Genomic DNA, 16,902 nt, shown 5'->3' with positions numbered 1-16,902 from the left:
GGATGACCGCCATGCCCATCACACCTTATATGCGTCAACTGTGCCTGTGGCTGCTGATCGGCGTAGCCGGCACTGCCCAGGCCTTGGAGGAATGCCAACTCAACGTCAGCGAAGCACTGGTGGATTTCGGCGTGATGAGCCGCCTGGCTCAAAACGACAGCGCGGCGCAACGCCTGCTCGGCGAACGGCGCCTGAGCGTGATCGTCAATTGCCCACAAGCTGAAGACCTCAGCCTGTTCTACCGCGCCCTGGCCACAGACCCGCAACGCCTGCAATTTACCGAGCACGGCAGTTATGCCATCGAAGTCGGCAACGCCGTGCTCGACGGCCGCAGCGTTGAACTGGGTTTGCTGCCCGCCGACGGCCAGGCGCCCGTTACCAATGGCAACGTGCTGGAGTGGCGCCCCGGCCACGGCATAGCACCGGTCGAACAAGGCGCAGTGCTCATGGGTAAAACCCTGTCGCTGCAACTGACCCTGCGCGCCTGGGCCGACCTCGCCGCCACGCAGGTGCGCGATGCCACCACCTGGGAAACCACCGGGACGTTGTACGGCGCAAAGCACGGGCGTTACCGGGAACTGACACTGCGCGCGCACTTTGCGCCCATCGCCTGCCTGCCGACGCTGTCCGACCACGGCGTGGTGGACTACGGCACCTTGTACGCCAAGGACTTGAGCGCCACCAACGAGACACCGTTGCCGACCCGCTCCCTGCGCCTGAGCGTGACCTGCGACGCGCCGGCACGCTTTGCCCTGCGCATGTTTGATAACCGCGACGGGTCGGCCACCGGTGGCACCGATGAAACCGCCTATGGCCTGGACCTGGATGCCAGCCGCAACAAAATCGGGCGTTTTTACCTGACTGTCGACCCGGCGGAATTCAGCGCCGATACCTGGCCCACGTTGTACCGCACCGACTCCACCAGCAACGGCGTGGCGTGGAGCAGTTCCACAGCCCGGCAAATCCCCATGGCCGCCAACAGCCTGCTGGGCTTTACCGACAAAACCGGCGTCACCACAGGCCCTGTCGCCATCCAGGCCCTGACCGGCACGGTACGTATAAAGACTTACCTGGCACCCATGCAAAGCCTGGACCTGCGTGAGGTGGTGCTGATCAATGGTTCCGGCACCCTCGAGATCGTGTACCCGTAACCGTCACTGCAAGGAGTCCGTCCCATGAAACGCCCTATGAAAACCCGCATTTTTTCCGGCCTGCTGTTACTGGCCTGCGCGCCCTCGGTGCTGGCCGCATCGGCGGTGGACCTGACCGTCAAAGGCCTGATCGTTCCCGCCGCTTGCTTGCCGCAGTTCCCCGGCGGGGCACTGATCGACTACGGCAAAATCGCCCAACAGGACTTGAACCTGGGCACTGCGACACGCCTGCCGGTCAAGCCCCTGCTTTTCGCCATCGCCTGCAGCGGTCCCACCCGCTATGCCCTGCGCATGCGCGATAACCGCGAGGGCTCGGCCATGGTCAACAGCGAGATTTACTATGGGTTGGGGTTCGATATCAGCGGTAATCGCCTGGGGGTTTACTCCATGACCTTCGACCCGCGCCAGACCCAGGCCAACACCACCGCGCAAATCTACGGCACCGAGTCCACCACCGGCGGCGTGGCGTGGCGCACGTCCAACCTCAACCCCATCGACATCGGCTCCAGGAGCTACCTGGGTTTTACCGAGGTGGAGGGCAGCGTCAGCGGGCCTACGGCCATCGGCACGCTGACGGGTACAGTCACAGTGCAGACCGTGATCAATGCCCGGCAGAACCTGGACTTGAGCGTGGAAACTCCACTGGATGGCTGGGCAACGCTTGAGGTGGTGTATCTCTAGAGTTTCTCGCTGGTCACTTGTACATAACGCGCCCGCCCGGCGCCGAGACCCGCGACAATCGCACCGAGGCCGATCACGGCGAAGATCCAGCCGATGGCCGTCCAGCCGCCGGTCCAGTCATGCACCAGGCCGACCGCAAACGGCCCCATCGACGCCAGGGTGTAGCCAATACCCTGGGCCATGCTCGACAGGTTGGCGGCGACATGGGAATCACGCGAGCGCAGCACGATCAGGGTCAGCGCCAGGCTGAAGGTGCCGCCCTGCCCCAGGCCGAGCAGAATCGCCCAACCCCACAAGCCGTCCAGCGGCGCATACAGGCAACCGAACAGGCCGCCAAGGGTCAGCAGCATCACCACCACAATCGCCAGGCGCTGGTCCTTGCCGCGGGTGGCCAGCCACGGTGCGGCCAGGGAACTGAGCAGTTGCACGATGATGGAACCGGACAACGCCAACCCCGCCTCGGTGGCGCTGAGCCCCCGGCCAATGAGGATTGACGGCAACCAGCCAAACACAATGTAAGCCAGGGACGATTGCAGGCCCATGTACAAAGTCACCTGCCAAGCCAGTGGGTCACGCAGCAAGCCCTTGACCCGGTAAGCCACCTGATGGGCGCCGTGCTTTGGTCCGACTTGCGGCAACCAGAACAACGCCGCCAGCAACGCCGGGATAACCCAGAACCCCAGTCCGACGGCCCAGCTGTCTGCGAAGTACTGACTCAGGGGCACCGTGGCCCCGGCTGCCAACGCGGCGCCCAGACACAATGCCATGGTGTAGACGCCAGTCATGGCGCCCGCCTGCCTGGCAAAATCACGCTTGACGATACCCGGTAGCAATACACCGATGATGCCGATGCTCGCGCCAGCGATCAGGCTGCCCGCGAACAACCCCACTTCACCGAACGAACTGCGCAGGATGATGCCGCCAGCCAGGGTGAGCAGAATCCCCAGCACCACGCGCTCAGCGCCAAAACGCCTGGCCAGGATCGGCGCAGTGGGCGCGAACAGGCCCAGGCACAACACCGGCAAGGTAGTCAGCAAGCCCGCCTTGGCAGCGGACAACCCCAGGCTGCTGGACACTTCTGCCAGCAATGGCGCCATGCTCGACAGCGCCGGGCGCAGGTTCAATGCCACCAGCACCAGGCCCAGCAGCAAGAGCCACGGGCGAGCCACCAACGGAGGGGCCTGCTGGACGGCTTCGTCATCGGCTTCGGCGTCAATCAACAGTTCTTCGAGTTCAGTCGTACGTTTGGCTTCAAGGTTCATTGATCAACTGCCGGCAGAGGGATTTGGCACGTTCGGGGTCTTGGTTTTCCACCGCGTCGAGCAAGGCGATATGCAGGTCGAATACCGCCTGGCGACGTGGTGAGATGTTCAGGGTCTGACGCAACTGGGCGCCGACGATGCTGGAGAAATACTGGTACAGCTCGCTCAGCGCCGGGTTGTGCGCTGCATCCACCAGGCGCTTGTGGAACACCAGGTCGGCGCTGATATAGGCCTCCAGGTCACCGTGGTACAACTCGCCGCTGCGCTCAAGGGCTTCACGCAACCCTTCGAGATCGTCCTCGGTACGACGCAACGCCGCCAGGCCGATAGCCTCCACTTCGAGAATCTGCCGCGTCTCCTGCGCCTGCGCCAACGTGCAGTGGGACAGTGCGCGCATCGTCCCCAACGGGTCGGTCATCGAGCGCAAGTAACTGCCGTCGCCCTGGCGGATTTCGATCAGACCCGAGAACGCCAACACACGCATGGCCTCACGCACGGTATTGCGGCTGATGCCCAGCTCGGCGGACAACTCCGGCTCGGTGGGCAGGCGCTCACCGATGGCCCATTTGCCTTCGGTTATACGCCAGCGCAGTTGCTCCAACGCTTGATCGACCAGGGAGCGTTTGATCAGGGGGGCGATGTCTGTCATGAGTTTTGCACTTTCGTCCAATCATAGGATGAATTTTCCTACAGCCTATTCAGACTTGCCCACAAAGGCAACGCACTAGGGTTCATAGGCAGCAAAAGGAGCAGTATTTTCGATTGGTAAAATTACCCTTTAAGGGTAATTATTGGACTCAGGTGTCTTATGGAAAAGTACACACCTCACTACGATCTGGCCGTGATCAAGGCGGATGTCAGGCGACTGGGTGCCAGGGCATTCACCCGTGCAGCCAAGGAGGCGGGAAAGCAACTCGACCTCGACATCAGCGAGATGCAGGCGGTCGTTTTCAAACTACAAAACAGGATGCTGTACAAGTCGATGACCACCTATGCGGATCACCGCGTCTGGCAAGACGTCTACCACATCCATTCACACGGTCTGGAGATTTACATCAAGGTCACTTACTGCTCCGGCAGCAACCCACCGGTGATCTCCTTCAAAGGGATGAACCTATGAAAACCCAACACTGCTTTATCTGCGGCGCACCCGACGCCATGGTGCGCTTTGAGGGCCGCAGTGAGACCCTGCGCATCAAAGGCATGGAACAGCACATTGAGGACCTGTCCGGCTGGGAGTGCCAACTGTGCGAAGACGGCATGTATGACCCCGACAGCAGCGAACGCCATGTCAAGGCCAGTGATGACATGCTGCACGCCGCGCGACGGATGATGGGCGCCGAACTCAAGCGTATCCGCCGCAAGCTGCACCTCACGCAAAAAGAAACCGTGCAGTTGTTGTCCGGTGGCGGGCACAACGCATTCTCACGTTACGAACGCGGAGAAATAACGCCGCCCAAACCGTTGATGGTGTTGATGCGCCTGCTGGACCGTTACCCGCATTTGCTCGCCGACGCCAAAGAGCTGGCCGAAGGCGCAGACCTGCGCAACGCCTTTACTTGCACGCCCCATAACCAAACACAAGAAGCCCTCAAAGCGTCTTGAACAGGCAAAAATAAACCCGGCACCAGCAGGCTTTTTATGGGTGTTCTGCAGAGCAATGGCGATCAAATGTGGGAGCCGGGCTTGCCCGCGATGGCGGTGGGTCAGCAGCAGTTGTACGCACTGCTGTACCGCTATCGCAGGCAAGCCAGCTCCCACATTGGTTTGTGTTCGCCAAAGGTTATGCAGCCTGCAGGCTGGGTTTATGGGTTCAAGCTTCGATCAATGCAGAATCTGGCTCAAGAACAACTTGGTCCGGTCATTCTGCGGGTTGTCGAAGAAGTCATTGGGCGCCGCCTGTTCCACGATCTCGCCCTTGTCCATGAAGATCACGCGGTTGGCCACGGTGCGCGCAAAGCCCATTTCGTGGGTGACGCACAACATGGTCATGCCGTCTTCGGCCAAGCCGATCATGGTGTCCAACACCTCTTTGACCATTTCCGGGTCGAGTGCCGAAGTCGGCTCATCGAACAGCATGATTTTTGGCTTCATGCACAAGGCACGGGCGATCGCCACACGCTGTTGCTGACCACCAGACAGTTGCCCCGGAAACTTGTGCGCCTGCTCCGGAATGCGCACGCGTTCCAGGTAGTGCATGGCAATTTCTTCAGCCTTGCGCTTGGGCATCTTGCGCACCCACATCGGCGCCAGCGTGCAGTTCTGCAGGATGGTCAGGTGCGGGAACAGGTTGAAGTGCTGAAACACCATGCCGACTTCACGACGGATCGCTTCGATCTGCTTGAGGTCGTTGGTCAGTTCCACGCCATCGACCACGATGCGGCCCTGCTGGTGCTCTTCCAGGCGGTTGAGGCAGCGGATGGTGGTGGACTTGCCCGAACCCGACGGGCCGCACAGCACGATACGCTCGCCCTGCTTGACGTTGAGGTTGATGTCTTTCAACACGTGGAACTGGCCGTACCACTTGTTGACGCCCTGCATCTGGATAATGCCTTCAGGGCTCACAGGCTGTTTGATCGCTTCGCTCATAACAACAACTCCTAACGCTTGTGGCCAGTGTCGAGCTTGTGTTCCAAATGAATGGAATAGCGCGACATACCAAAACAGAAAATCCAGAACACCAGGGCGGCGAACACGTAGCCTTCAGTGGCCATGCCCAACCATTTAGGGTCGGCAGCGGCTTGCTTGACGCTGTTGAGCAGGTCGAACAGGCCGATGATGATCACAAGGCTGGTGTCCTTGAACAACGCGATAAACGTGTTGACGATGCCAGGGATCACCAGCTTCAGGGCTTGCGGCAGAATCACCAGGCCCATGCTGCGCCAGTAACCCAGGCCCATCGCCGCAGCCGCTTCGTACTGACCCTTGGGAATCGCCTGCAAGCCACCGCGCACTACTTCAGCCACGTAGGCCGACTGGAACAGGATCACGCCGATCAATGCGCGCAACAGCTTGTCGATGCCCATGCCTTCAGGCAGGAACAGCGGCAGCATCACCGAGGACATGAACAGCACGGTGATCAACGGCACGCCGCGCCAGAACTCGATGAAGGTCACGCAGACCACCCGAATCGCCGGCATGTTCGAGCGTCGCCCCAGCGCCAGCACAATGCCCAACGGCAAGGCGCCAGCGATACCAACAGTGGCAATCACCAGGGTCAGCATCAAGCCGCCCCATTGGCTGGTGGCCACGTTGGTCAGGCCCAGAACCCCACCGTGCAGCAGGCAGTAGGCGATGATCGGGTACAGCACCAGGAAACCCAGGCCATACACAGCCTTGCGTTGAAACCGCGAGATGAACAACGGCGCCACGCCCACGATAGCCAGCCACACGGTCAGGTCCACGCGCCAGCGCAGGTCGCCGGGGTAGTAGCCATACATGAACTGCCCGAAGCGCTGTTGGATAAACACCCAGCAGGCGCCCTCTTTGGTGCAATCGGCGCGCGTGGTCCCGACCCAGTTGGCATCCAGGATGGCCCAGTGCAGGATGGGCGGCACGATCAGGTAAATCAGATAGAACGCCAACAGCGTCAGCAAGGTGTTGAGCCAGCTGGAAAACAGGTTGGCGCGCATCCAGGCCATCGGTCCGAAGACTTTGTTCGGCGGCGGCATATCGGGTTTGAAAGTATGCGAACTCATGTGCGTTTCCTCACCGCTCGATCAGCGCAATGCGCTTGTTGTACCAGTTCATCAGCAGGGAAATGCTGATGCTGATCGCCAGGTACACGCTCATGGTGATGGCAATGACTTCGATGGCCTGGCCGGTCTGGTTGAGCACCGTGCCGGCAAACAGCGAAACCATTTCCGGGTAACCGATACCGGCGGCCAGCGAGGAGTTTTTCGCCAGGTTCAGGTATTGGCTGGTCAGCGGCGGAATGATCACCCGCAAGGCTTGCGGGATGATGACCTTGCGCAACGTCGGCCCAGGGCGCAGGCCCAGGGAGCGCGCGGCTTCGGTCTGGCCGTGGCTGACGGACTTGATGCCCGAACGCACGATCTCGGCAATAAACGCCGCCGTGTACACGGTCAGCGCCAGGGTCAACGCCAGCAGTTCAGGGATCAATACCCAGCCGCCGACGAAGTTGAAACCTGAAAGCTTTGGCATTTCCCAGTGCAGCGGCGCCCCGAAGACCAAGGCACACAATGTCGGGATCACAATAAACAACGCCAGGCCCGCCCAGAACTTATGGAACGGTACGCCGGTGGCCTCAAAGCGTTTGTTGGCCCAGCGCGCCATCAGCACGATTGCCACAATAGCAACCACCACACTGGCCACAAACGGCCAGAACCCATCGGCAGCAATCGCCGCCGGCATGTTCAAGCCACGGCTGCTGACGAAGAAAGTGTCACCGAAATTATGGCTGTTGCGCGGCCCCGGCATGGTCAGGAATACCGCGAAGTACCAGAACAGGATTTGCAGCAGCGGCGGAATGTTGCGGAACACTTCCACATACACCGTCGCCAGCTTGTTGATCATCCAGTTGGGCGACAAGCGCGCCACGCCAATGATGAAGCCAAGGATAGTCGCCAGGACCACACCGATCACAGTCACCAGCAAGGTATTAAGCAGCCCGATCACGAAGACGCGGGCATAGCTGTCCGATTCGGTGTAGTCGATCAGATGCTGAGCGATACCGAAGCCGGCACTGCGCTCAAGAAAGTCGAAACCCGAGGTGATACCCCGGTGTTGAAGGTTGGTCTGCGTATTGTTGAAGAGGTACCAGCCCAGCGCGACCACCGCCACAATCGTGATGATCTGGAAGAGCCACGCACGCACTTTAGGGTCGCTGAAGCTGAGCTTCTGCTTGGGTGCGCCGATTTGATTTTGCATGAAGTGCCCCGCAAAGAATGGAACAGAACATCACCCGGTGGTTGGCCCACCGGGTGATAGAACCATCAGCGATCAGCGCACAGGGGGTGCGTATTGAATGCCACCGTTGGTCCACAGTGCGTTCAGGCCACGGTCGATTTCCAGTGGGGTGCTCTTGCCCAAGTTGCGCTCGAACACTTCACCGTAGTTACCGACTTGCTTGACGATCTGTACAACCCAATCTTTTTTCACTTTCAGGTCTTTGCCGTATTCGCCATCAGCACCGAGCAGACGCGCAACGTCCGGGTTCTTGGTGGACTTGGCTTCAGCTTCAACGTTTTTCGAAGTGATGCCAGCTTCTTCAGCGTTGAGCATGGCGTAGCCAACCCAGCGCACAATGGCCAGCCACTCGTCGTCGCCGTTACGCACGACCGGGCCCAGTGGTTCTTTGGAGATGGTTTCCGGCAGAACCACGTAGTCCTTCGGCGAAGCCAGCTTGCTGCGCTGTGCGTAGAGCTGGGATTTGTCCGAGGTCAGCACGTCGCAACGACCGGATTCCAGCGACTTGGCGCTTTCATCGGAGGTGTCGAAGGTGATCGGCGTGTATTTGAGGTTGTTGGCGCGGAAGTAGTCGGAAACGTTCAGCTCAGTGGTGGTACCGGCCTGGATGCAGATGGTTGCACCGTCCAGTTCCTTGGCGCTTTTAACACCCAGCTTGTTGTTCACCAGGAAGCCAACACCGTCGTAGTAGGTGATGAAGCCTGGGAATTTCAGGCCCATACCCGCATCGCGTGAACTGGTCATGGTGGTGTTGCGCGACAGTACGTCGACTTCGCCGGACTGCAGCGCGGTGAAACGCTCCTTGGCGTTCAACTGGCTGAATTTGACCTTGGTTGCGTCACCGAACACGGCAGCGGCCACAGCGCGGCAAACGTCAGCGTCGATCCCGAGGATCTTGCCGCTGGCATCCGGCACCGAGAAACCCGGCAAGCCATCACTCACGCCACATTGCACAAAGCCTTTCTTCTGCACGGCGTCCAGGGTGGCGCCAGCTTGGGCAAAACCACTGACACCCAGTACAGCAGCCGCGGAAACGATGGCCAGGGTGGATTTCAATACCTTCATTCAAACCTCCAGTTGCTCTTGTTGTGTCGGAGCTAAAACCCCAGCGCACCCTTATGAGGCGATATCGACCCGTGTTGGCTTTTTTTGGGGTCAAGCGGCATGAGGTTTTCGCGGTAATTCCAGTTGCTATCCCACAAGCGGCAGTCACTGATAGTGTTACCGTCACAAGATAGTTCTGACATCGACCTACACATAGCAAGGCGCGTACCAGAGTGGTGGCTGAGTCGTTTCAGCCCTTGGTCAATAGAAAAACATTCAACGTTGCGACATTCTCTTAACAGATCAACCCGTCGCGCACCGTTCCGACGCACCCAATCGGAGCGCACGCACATATATGGAGCAGACATGACCGAACCCTTGATTCTTCAGCCCGCCAAGCCCGCAGACGCCTGCGTTATCTGGTTGCATGGCCTGGGTGCTGATCGCTACGACTTTTTGCCGGTGGCGGAAGCGTTGCAGGAAAGCCTGCTGAGCACCCGCTTCGTTTTGCCCCAGGCACCGACACGTCCGGTAACCATAAATGGCGGTTACGAGATGCCGAGTTGGTACGACATCAAGGCCATGAGCCCGGCTCGCTCGATCAGCCTGGAAGAGCTGGAAGCCTCGGCCAAAATGGTCACGGATTTGATCGAAGAACAGAAGAGAACCGGAATAGACGCTTCGCGAATTTTCCTCGCCGGTTTTTCCCAGGGCGGCGCCGTGGTTTTCCACACCGCCTTCCTTAAATGGCAGGGACCGTTGGGTGGCGTAATCGCCCTCTCGACTTATGCACCGACCTTCGGGGATGAGCTGGAGTTGTCCGCCAGCCAGCAGCGCATTCCAACGCTGTGCCTGCACGGCCAATACGACGACGTGGTGCAGAACGCCATGGGCCGCAGCGCCTACGAGCATTTAAACAGCCGTGGTGTCACCGTGACATGGCAGGAATACCCAATGGGTCACGAAGTGTTACCTCAAGAGATCGCCGATATCGGTGCCTGGTTGACCGCCCGGCTGGGCTGAAAACCACAGTTTATGTAGCCGTATGACAGACGCACTACGCCGCGCCCGTTTCTTGCATTACACTGGCCGGCGTACATTCCTTAACCAATTAATGAGATCACCGTGCTCAAAGCACTTAAGAAGATGTTCGGCAAAAGCGAGGCTGAGCCGCTCGCGCCAGTTCCCAGTGCTCCTGTGCCCTCCTCCGGCAGCCGCAATGACGGCCAACAGCCCGGCCGGACCGCACCTGCCGCACAGCCGCAGAAGCCAAAGGTGACCGCGCCCGAACAGGCCCAACCTGTCGAGGCAGCCCCCGCGCCGGCGCCGAAAGCGCCCCGTCGTGAACGCGCACCGAAGCCGCCCGTGACCCCGTGGAAACTCGAAGACTTCGTGGTTGAACCCCAGGAAGGCAAGACCCGCTTCCATGACTTCAAACTGGCCCCGGAACTGATGCATGCCATCCAGGACCTGGGCTTCCCGTACTGCACGCCGATCCAGGCGCAGGTGTTGGGCTTCACCCTCGCCGGTAAAGACGCCATCGGCCGCGCGCAGACCGGCACCGGCAAGACCGCCGCGTTCCTGATCTCGATCATCACCCAACTGCTGCAAACGCCACCGCCCAAAGAACGCTACATGGGTGAGCCGCGTGCACTGATCATCGCCCCGACCCGCGAGCTGGTGGTACAGATCGCCAAGGACGCCGCCGACCTGACCAAGTACACCGGCCTCAACGTCATGACGTTCGTGGGCGGCATGGACTTCGACAAGCAGCTCAAGCACCTCGAAGCCCGTCACTGCGACATCCTGGTGGCCACGCCAGGCCGCCTGCTCGACTTCAACCAGCGCGGCGACGTGCATTTGGACATGGTTGAAGTGATGGTGCTGGACGAAGCCGACCGCATGCTCGACATGGGCTTTATCCCGCAAGTGCGCCAGATCATTCGCCAGACTCCGCCGAAAAACGAGCGCCAGACCCTGCTGTTCTCTGCGACCTTCACCGAAGACGTGATGAACCTCGCCAAGCAGTGGACCACCGACCCGTCCATCGTCGAGATCGAAGCGCTGAACGTTGCCAGCGAAAACGTTGAGCAACACATCTATGCCGTGGCCGGGGCCGACAAGTACAAGCTGCTCTACAACCTGGTCAACGACAACGGTTGGGAGCGCGTGATGGTGTTCGCCAACCGCAAGGACGAAGTACGCCGCATCGAAGAACGCCTGGTACGTGATGGCGTCAATGCCGCGCAACTGTCCGGCGATGTGCCGCAGCACAAGCGTATCAAGACCCTGGAAGGTTTCCGCGAAGGCAAGATCCGCGTGCTGGTGGCCACCGACGTGGCCGGGCGCGGTATTCACATCGACGGCATCAGCCACGTGATCAACTTCACCCTGCCGGAAGTGCCGGACGACTACGTGCACCGCATTGGCCGTACTGGCCGTGCCGGGGCGGCGGGTGTTTCGATCAGCTTTGCAGGGGAAGATGACTCGTACCAGCTGCCGTCGATTGAGACGTTGCTGGGTCGCAAGATCAGCTGCGAAACGCCGCCGACGCATTTGCTGCGGGCTGTGGAACGCAAACGCCCTTAATAGCTGAAATGCAGTAGGAGATGTGGGGGCTGGCTTGTGTGGGAGCTGGCTTGTGTGGGAGCTGGCTTGTGTGGGAGCTGGCTTGTGTGGGAGCTGGCTTGCCTGCGATAGCATCTCCTCGGTGCAACGGAAAAACCGAGGTGCCTGTATCGCAGGCAAGCCAGCTCCCACACAAGCCCTGCTCCCACATTTGGATCTCCATCGATCTTCAGCAGATGCTCACTTCCAGCGCTCCGCCGCCGCGTGATCACTGCCCCGCCCTTCCACCCAGCGCGGGCCTTCAGGCGTGTTTTCCTTCTTCCAGAACGGCGCCCGCGTCTTCAAGTAATCCATCACAAACGCACAGGCATCAAACGCCGCCTGGCGATGCGCGCTGGCCGCCGCAACAAACACAATCGGCTCGCCCGGCTCCAACGCGCCGATCCGGTGCAGCACTTCCAACTTGAGCAACGGCCAGCGCTGCCCGGCTTCCACGGTGATCTTGGCCAGGGCTTTTTCGGTCATGCCGGGGTAGTGCTCCAGGAACATCCCGGACACATCGCGACCGTCATTGAAGTCGCGTACATAACCGACAAAACTCACCACCGCGCCCACGCCAACATTGGCGGCGTGCATGGCGTTGACCTCTGCGCCGGGGTCAAATGCCTCGGCCTGTACGCGAATGGCCATGCTCAGCCTCCGGTCACGGGCGGGAAAAATGCCACTTCATCACCGGCCTGCACCGGCTCGTCGAGGTCGCACAGCTCCTCGTTACGCGCGCACATCAAGCTGCTTTCGGTGAGGACTGCAAACGCAGGGTCTGCCGCCAACGCCAGTCGCACCGCATCGACGGTAGCGAACTCGCCTTCCATCTCCAGCGAATCGAAGCCTGTCGCTTCGGCGTAACGCGCAAAAAACAATACGTTGATGCTCATGCCTGGTCCGCCTTGAAATGCCCGCTTTTGCCGCCAAGCTTTTCCAGCAGGCGAATACTTTCGATGGTCATGCCGCGATCCACCGCCTTGCACATGTCGTAGATCGTCAGCGCGGCGACACTGGCGGCGGTGAGCGCTTCCATCTCCACGCCAGTCTGGCCGCTGAGTTTGCAGCGCGCGAGGATATGCACAGCGTCCACACCGTCGGCGCGCAGTTCAACCTTGACGCCGGTCAGCATCAGCGGATGGCACAACGGGATCAGGTCGCTGGTTTTTTTCGCCGCCTGGATCCCGGCGATGCGGGCCACGGCAAACACGTCGCCCTTGGGGTGGGCGCCGTCGACAATCATTTTCAAGGTGTCGGGCAGCATGCGCACCCGCGCTTCGGCCACGGCTTCACGGAACGTCACGGCTTTGTCAGTGACGTCGACCATGTGGGCGCGACCTTGGGAATCGAGATGAGTCAGCACAGGGATACTCCTGATCAGGAGCGGCAATTGTAAACCTGTGAGTCAATTTTGCGCAGGGCTGTTTATCCCATGAAAAAAGGGGCGCAAAGCGCCCCTTCAAATACCAACACTTGCGTTAGAACCGGAAAGTAAACCCGGCATTGATTCCGTTGTTGTTACCCCGATTGGACAGCAAACCGCTGTAGTTCAACGACACCAGCGTGTCCTTGGTCAGGGCCATTTCCGCACTGGCCTTGATCACCGCGCCATCGCGGGCCACCGGCACACTATTGACCGCAAACGCGTTGTCGCTGCCGGCAAACTTCAGCGAGGCGTCGCGATCGGTGTCGCCAAACTGATGCTCCCAGCCCAACTCACCGCGCAACGTCACCGCCGAGGTCGAGCTGACCGGCAGTTGGGTATGCGCGCGCAGGCCCAAGGTGGAAAGCGTGGCGTCCTGGCTTTGCTTGCTGGCATGCAAGGCTGCGGCGCCGCCTTTTTCCTTGAACGAATCGCTCTGGTAGTTCAGGTAGGTCAGGTTGGCGAAGGGTTCGAACTGGTTCCATTGGGTGTAACCGATCTCGGCAAACACTTGGTCGGTGCGCGCGTTGTAGTCAGCTTTGTCGTAGTCCGACTGGTTGGCGTACGCCACACGGCGCGAGCTGTCGATACGGTGCCAAGTGGTGGCACCGCCCATGCGCAGGGCAATGGCGTCGAAGCGTTTACCGCCGTAGACCGACAGGTGATAGTTGTCACTGTCCGCCGATGCCGACTCGCCATTGAGATGGCTTTGGGTGTAGCCGGTGGCGGCGCCCACACGCCAGCCGTCGCCGACCTCGGTGTCGAGGCCCAGCAGCACGCCACTGGTAGACGAGGAGTAGCCGCTGGCGTTGTTGTCACCGCTGACGTTATTGCGCCCGCCCAGCAGCTGAACCCAGCCGCCGTTGTCGTGAGTGTCGATCTGCGCGCTGGAGTCCAGCGCCTGAGCCTGTTGCAGACGGCCGTTGACCGCTTCACGAATGTAACGGCTGTCCGCCATTTGCGCTGCGGCCACGTCCGAGTGCAGTTGCCCCGAGAGTTGCTTGAATGCAGCCTGCGCCTGCGCCGCCGAGTCTGAGGCCAGCAGGCTTTCATACACCGGGCTGCCCGCGCCCAAGGCTTCGGCCGCCGTCGCTACGGCGCGTTCGTTGCGGGTTTGCGCGATGCTGGCAAACGTCGTCTGGTTACGCGCCACGGCCAGGCTCAGTTGGTTCGGCTGATAGCTCAACTGCGTGCCGATAAACAGGTAGTTGGGCGTGATCGCTGCAAACTGGCCGTTGATGCCCTGGCTGGCCGTCAGGATGTTGAACTGCTGGCCCACCAGGCTACGGGCCTCAGTGGCAGACAGCAGGTTCGGGCTGTTTTCCAGGGATACGGTCACCACACCTCCGTTAAGGGTGGCGACGCCGCTGCTTTGGATTTGATCACTTTGCCCGTTCGGGCCGACCTCCACGGCATACACCGAACCAGGGTTGAAGGTCACGTCGCCGGTGTGCAGCGTGCCGATCGAGTGGCCCGGCGCCACGCGCCCGCCTGTGTTCACGGTCAAGGCACCCACCGTGCCGTTACCGGCCAGTGTGCCGCCCAACGTGGTCATCACGCCGTTATCCGCATTGCGGGTGCCTACCGCGCTGCCATCCACGGTCACCGCGGAGGTCAACGAGCCGTCTACCGACAGCTTGCCGCCGCGTACCCAGGTGCTGCCCGAATAGGTGTTCTGGCCCTCGAGCACCAGTTCGCCGTCGCCGGACTTGGCCAGGCTGCCGACGTAGGTCGTGCCGGTGAGCAAATCCTTGCCGCGTGCCAGCGTCGCCTGTTCCCGGGCGTGGCCGATTTCATATTCAAACTGGTCATCGTCAGAGGCATTGGCGGGTAAGCCGTTGACCCAGCCTTTCTGTTGCTTGGTGGCCGCCCAGGTGGCTTGTTCGGCGGTGTCTTCTACACGGCGGGCGCGGATTGCCTCATCGGAAATCGGGTTGGCCCAGATATCGCGCGTACCACCCGGCAAGGCCACCGCCACCGAGCCGAGGAACTGCCCCGGCCCTTGCATGGCTTTTTGCAGGTTGGGCAAGCCCCAACCGCTGACCACGCCCGGCACTTGCGGCGTGCCTGGCGCGGCGTCGTGCACCGGTTGCAGGTTGTCGTAGGTGCGGCCACCGGTCAGGTCGCCCACCGGCGTATCGGGACCGTCCGGCGCTTGCAGGCTGGAGGTAGTCAGCAACACATCCCGCGCCTGGCTGGCGGTCATGTAAGGGAAGCGTTGAATCACCAGCGCCAGCGCCCCGGAGACGCTCGGCGCAGCCGCAGAGGTGCCGTTGGCGTTGGGGATAATTTCCCCTTCGGGTCCGGTGGACGGGATGCCTGAAACGCCCATCACGCACCACCACTTCGACGTGCCACAGCGGTTGTAGACCTGGGCGCTGGTCTCGTCGTAGCCGGTGATCGAGAGGAATTTGCTCTCGATATCGGGCTTGAAAAACGGCAGGTTGGCGTTGGTGTCCGGGTTGGCGCCGTGGCTGTCGTTGCCCGCCGAGATAATCTGGATAAAGGTGTTTTGCCGCGCGGCGTCAGCCATCGCGTCCATCCAGGTCTTTTGCCCGGCGTGGGCCTTGTCCCAGAACGGGCGATAGGCAGCGGTCATGTCGCGCAAATTATCGGCCGCGCTGTCGCCTACGTTGCCGAAGTGGTTTTCCACATCATTGCGCGAATTCTGGCCCCAGCTCTGGTTGACGATCGAGACGTTCTTCGCCGCCAGCGCGTTGTAGCTGGCCATGAACGCGTTGTAGTCCAGGTCATTGGAGCCCTGGAAACGGTTGTCATCGGTGCCGCCGGTATTGGCGACAAAAATATTCGCGTCAAACGCAATGCCATGCATGCCGGTGCCGTTGCGGCTGGCGCCCAGTACGCCGGACATCTCCGTGCCGTGACCGTCATTGATCTTCGGGTCGTACTCGCCGGAAATACTGAAGTGCTCGCCTTTTTGGAACTGGCCGTCCGGCGTGTCATGAATGTAACGCGGGTGGGTGGCGTAGTACTCGCCAGTGGAGGTCACTGCCTGCACGCGGTCCTGGCCCTGGGCATTCTTGCCCTGGAACTCAAAGTGTTCAGTGAGGATGCCCGAGTCGAGCACGCCGACGTTCACGCCCTTGCCGGTCATGCCCAGGGCGTAGGCGTAATACGCGTTGGTGCGGTCCAGGCCGGAGTTGACCTGGGCTTCGGGGGTTTTCCAGGTTTGCGCGTTGGCGCTCCAGTCACGGGTGGCGCCCGCCCAGGATTGGCCGGCATTCAGTTGCGCGTTGAGGTTGCTGCTCACGCCAGGCTCTACGTAGGTGTAGGGCTTGGCCGCCGGCAGGTTGGCGATAATGGCCTTGGAGAAGTCGAGAATATTGGTGGTATAGCGCCCGCTGTTGCTGAACAGCCGGCTGCGGTAGTAATCCAGGCGCGAGGCGTAGTCCAGCGGACGCTTGGTATCGCCGAGCATGGCGCCGATGGTGAGGTTTTCCGGTTGCAGTTCGTAGTTTTGCTTTAGGGCCGAATCGAACTTGCCGGACTGTGCGGCAAAGTCCTTGGCGGCCAGGTCGACGATATCGGCGTAGGCGAACCGCAGGTTTTTATACACATCGGTGTTGGGGCCAAACGAGGCAACGGCTTTTCTGAAGGCCGACTCCAGCACTGGCGACGTGTAGGGGTTGGCGTCATCGGCCCAGGCCATGGAGCCCTGGCCCAGCCATAAGGCCAAGCCGAGTGCGATGGGTGTAAGGGGTATCGATTTTGAGCCTGTGGCGCGCTTGCGTTTTTGCGACAAAGTGAAGCCATTACCTGCTGCGTCCATTTTCCTTTCCCT

The 16,902-nt window shown here is 60.7% G+C and carries 16 protein-coding genes; 6 read left to right on the top strand and 10 right to left on the bottom strand.

The genetic code is table 11. The annotated features are described in order from the left end of the window. Positions 1 to 11 precede the first annotated feature (11 nt). Complete coding sequence (locus tag AOA62_RS08685) at positions 12 to 1,151, top strand: DUF1120 domain-containing protein (RefSeq protein WP_236446477.1); 1,140 nt, start codon at positions 12 to 14, stop codon at positions 1,149 to 1,151. Positions 1,152 to 1,187: 36 nt separating this feature from the next. Beyond that, the gene (locus AOA62_RS08680) at positions 1,188 to 1,832 is read left to right on the top strand and encodes a DUF1120 domain-containing protein (protein WP_026013542.1); all 645 of its coding nucleotides are present in this window, start codon (positions 1,188 to 1,190) and stop codon (positions 1,830 to 1,832) included. Here AOA62_RS08680 and AOA62_RS08675 read toward each other — a convergent pair. Further along, on the bottom strand, positions 1,829 to 3,094 hold the full coding sequence (locus AOA62_RS08675; protein WP_017135196.1) for a CynX/NimT family MFS transporter: 1,266 nt from the start codon (positions 3,092 to 3,094) through the stop codon (positions 1,829 to 1,831). The genes AOA62_RS08680 and AOA62_RS08675 overlap by 4 nt on opposite strands. Next, the gene (locus AOA62_RS08670; protein WP_017135197.1) at positions 3,084 to 3,743 is read right to left on the bottom strand and encodes a FadR/GntR family transcriptional regulator; all 660 of its coding nucleotides are present in this window, start codon (positions 3,741 to 3,743) and stop codon (positions 3,084 to 3,086) included. The genes AOA62_RS08675 and AOA62_RS08670 overlap by 11 nt, the downstream gene beginning before the upstream one ends. A 159-nt stretch (positions 3,744 to 3,902) precedes the next feature. On the opposite strand from AOA62_RS08670, the gene AOA62_RS08665 reads away from it, so the two are divergent. Both AOA62_RS08665 and AOA62_RS08660 read left to right on the top strand, forming a co-directional pair. Then, positions 3,903 to 4,214 (top strand): type II toxin-antitoxin system MqsR family toxin, encoded by a 312-nt coding sequence (locus tag AOA62_RS08665; protein WP_099548437.1) that lies wholly within the window; start codon positions 3,903 to 3,905, stop codon positions 4,212 to 4,214. Then, a complete protein-coding gene (locus AOA62_RS08660; protein ID WP_099548434.1) occupies positions 4,211 to 4,699 on the top strand; it encodes a type II toxin-antitoxin system MqsA family antitoxin in 489 nt (162 codons plus the stop codon). Before AOA62_RS08665 ends, AOA62_RS08660 begins: the two co-directional genes overlap by 4 nt. A 219-nt stretch (positions 4,700 to 4,918) precedes the next feature. On the opposite strand, the gene AOA62_RS08655 is transcribed toward AOA62_RS08660, so the two are convergent. From AOA62_RS08655 to AOA62_RS08640, 4 genes are all read right to left on the bottom strand, one after another. After that, positions 4,919 to 5,683 carry an amino acid ABC transporter ATP-binding protein gene (locus tag AOA62_RS08655; protein ID WP_003171943.1) on the bottom strand — a complete coding sequence of 255 codons (765 nt, stop codon included), beginning with the start codon at positions 5,681 to 5,683 and terminating at the stop codon, positions 4,919 to 4,921. Between the two features lie 11 nt (positions 5,684 to 5,694). After that, entirely contained in the window at positions 5,695 to 6,792 is a 1,098-nt protein-coding gene (locus tag AOA62_RS08650) for an amino acid ABC transporter permease (RefSeq protein ID WP_017135200.1), read from the bottom strand. Positions 6,793 to 6,802: 10 nt separating this feature from the next. Beyond that, positions 6,803 to 7,984: an amino acid ABC transporter permease gene (locus AOA62_RS08645; RefSeq protein ID WP_017135201.1), complete on the bottom strand. Its 1,182-nt coding sequence runs from the start codon at positions 7,982 to 7,984 to the stop codon at positions 6,803 to 6,805. Positions 7,985 to 8,056: 72 nt separating this feature from the next. Further along, the gene (locus tag AOA62_RS08640) at positions 8,057 to 9,088 is read right to left on the bottom strand and encodes an amino acid ABC transporter substrate-binding protein (RefSeq protein WP_056858938.1); all 1,032 of its coding nucleotides are present in this window, start codon (positions 9,086 to 9,088) and stop codon (positions 8,057 to 8,059) included. 345 nt (positions 9,089 to 9,433) lie between these two features. Here AOA62_RS08640 and AOA62_RS08635 point away from each other — a divergent pair, with 345 nt between their 5' ends. Together AOA62_RS08635 and rhlB are read left to right on the top strand one after the other, a co-directional pair. Further along, on the top strand, positions 9,434 to 10,090 hold the full coding sequence (locus AOA62_RS08635) for an alpha/beta hydrolase (protein ID WP_017135203.1): 657 nt from the start codon (positions 9,434 to 9,436) through the stop codon (positions 10,088 to 10,090). Positions 10,091 to 10,186: 96 nt separating this feature from the next. After that, on the top strand, positions 10,187 to 11,656 hold the full coding sequence (gene rhlB, locus AOA62_RS08630) for an ATP-dependent RNA helicase RhlB (protein ID WP_026013543.1): 1,470 nt from the start codon (positions 10,187 to 10,189) through the stop codon (positions 11,654 to 11,656). Between the two features lie 219 nt (positions 11,657 to 11,875). Here the strand turns inward: rhlB and moaE are convergent, their stop codons facing one another. The 4 genes from moaE to AOA62_RS08605 form a co-directional block, all read right to left on the bottom strand. Next, a complete protein-coding gene (moaE, locus tag AOA62_RS08620) occupies positions 11,876 to 12,325 on the bottom strand; it encodes a molybdopterin synthase catalytic subunit MoaE (RefSeq protein ID WP_099548430.1) in 450 nt (149 codons plus the stop codon). A gap of 2 nt (positions 12,326 to 12,327) precedes the next feature. Further along, positions 12,328 to 12,570, bottom strand: a complete 243-nt coding sequence (gene moaD, locus AOA62_RS08615) for a molybdopterin converting factor subunit 1 (RefSeq protein ID WP_099548429.1) — start codon at positions 12,568 to 12,570, stop codon at positions 12,328 to 12,330. After that, complete coding sequence (gene moaC / locus AOA62_RS08610; RefSeq protein WP_056858942.1) at positions 12,567 to 13,040, bottom strand: cyclic pyranopterin monophosphate synthase MoaC; 474 nt, start codon at positions 13,038 to 13,040, stop codon at positions 12,567 to 12,569. The genes moaD and moaC overlap by 4 nt, the downstream gene beginning before the upstream one ends. A 115-nt stretch (positions 13,041 to 13,155) precedes the next feature. Continuing rightward, complete coding sequence (locus AOA62_RS08605; protein ID WP_099548427.1) at positions 13,156 to 16,890, bottom strand: autotransporter domain-containing protein; 3,735 nt, start codon at positions 16,888 to 16,890, stop codon at positions 13,156 to 13,158. Between the last annotated feature and the right edge of the window lie 12 nt (positions 16,891 to 16,902).

Source organism: Pseudomonas sp. 2995-3 (genome assembly GCF_002742565.1).
Taxonomy (GTDB): Bacteria; Pseudomonadota; Gammaproteobacteria; order Pseudomonadales; family Pseudomonadaceae; genus Aquipseudomonas; species Aquipseudomonas edaphica.
Note: the sequence above shows the minus strand (reverse complement) of the source record. Positions and strands in the feature narration are given on the sequence as shown.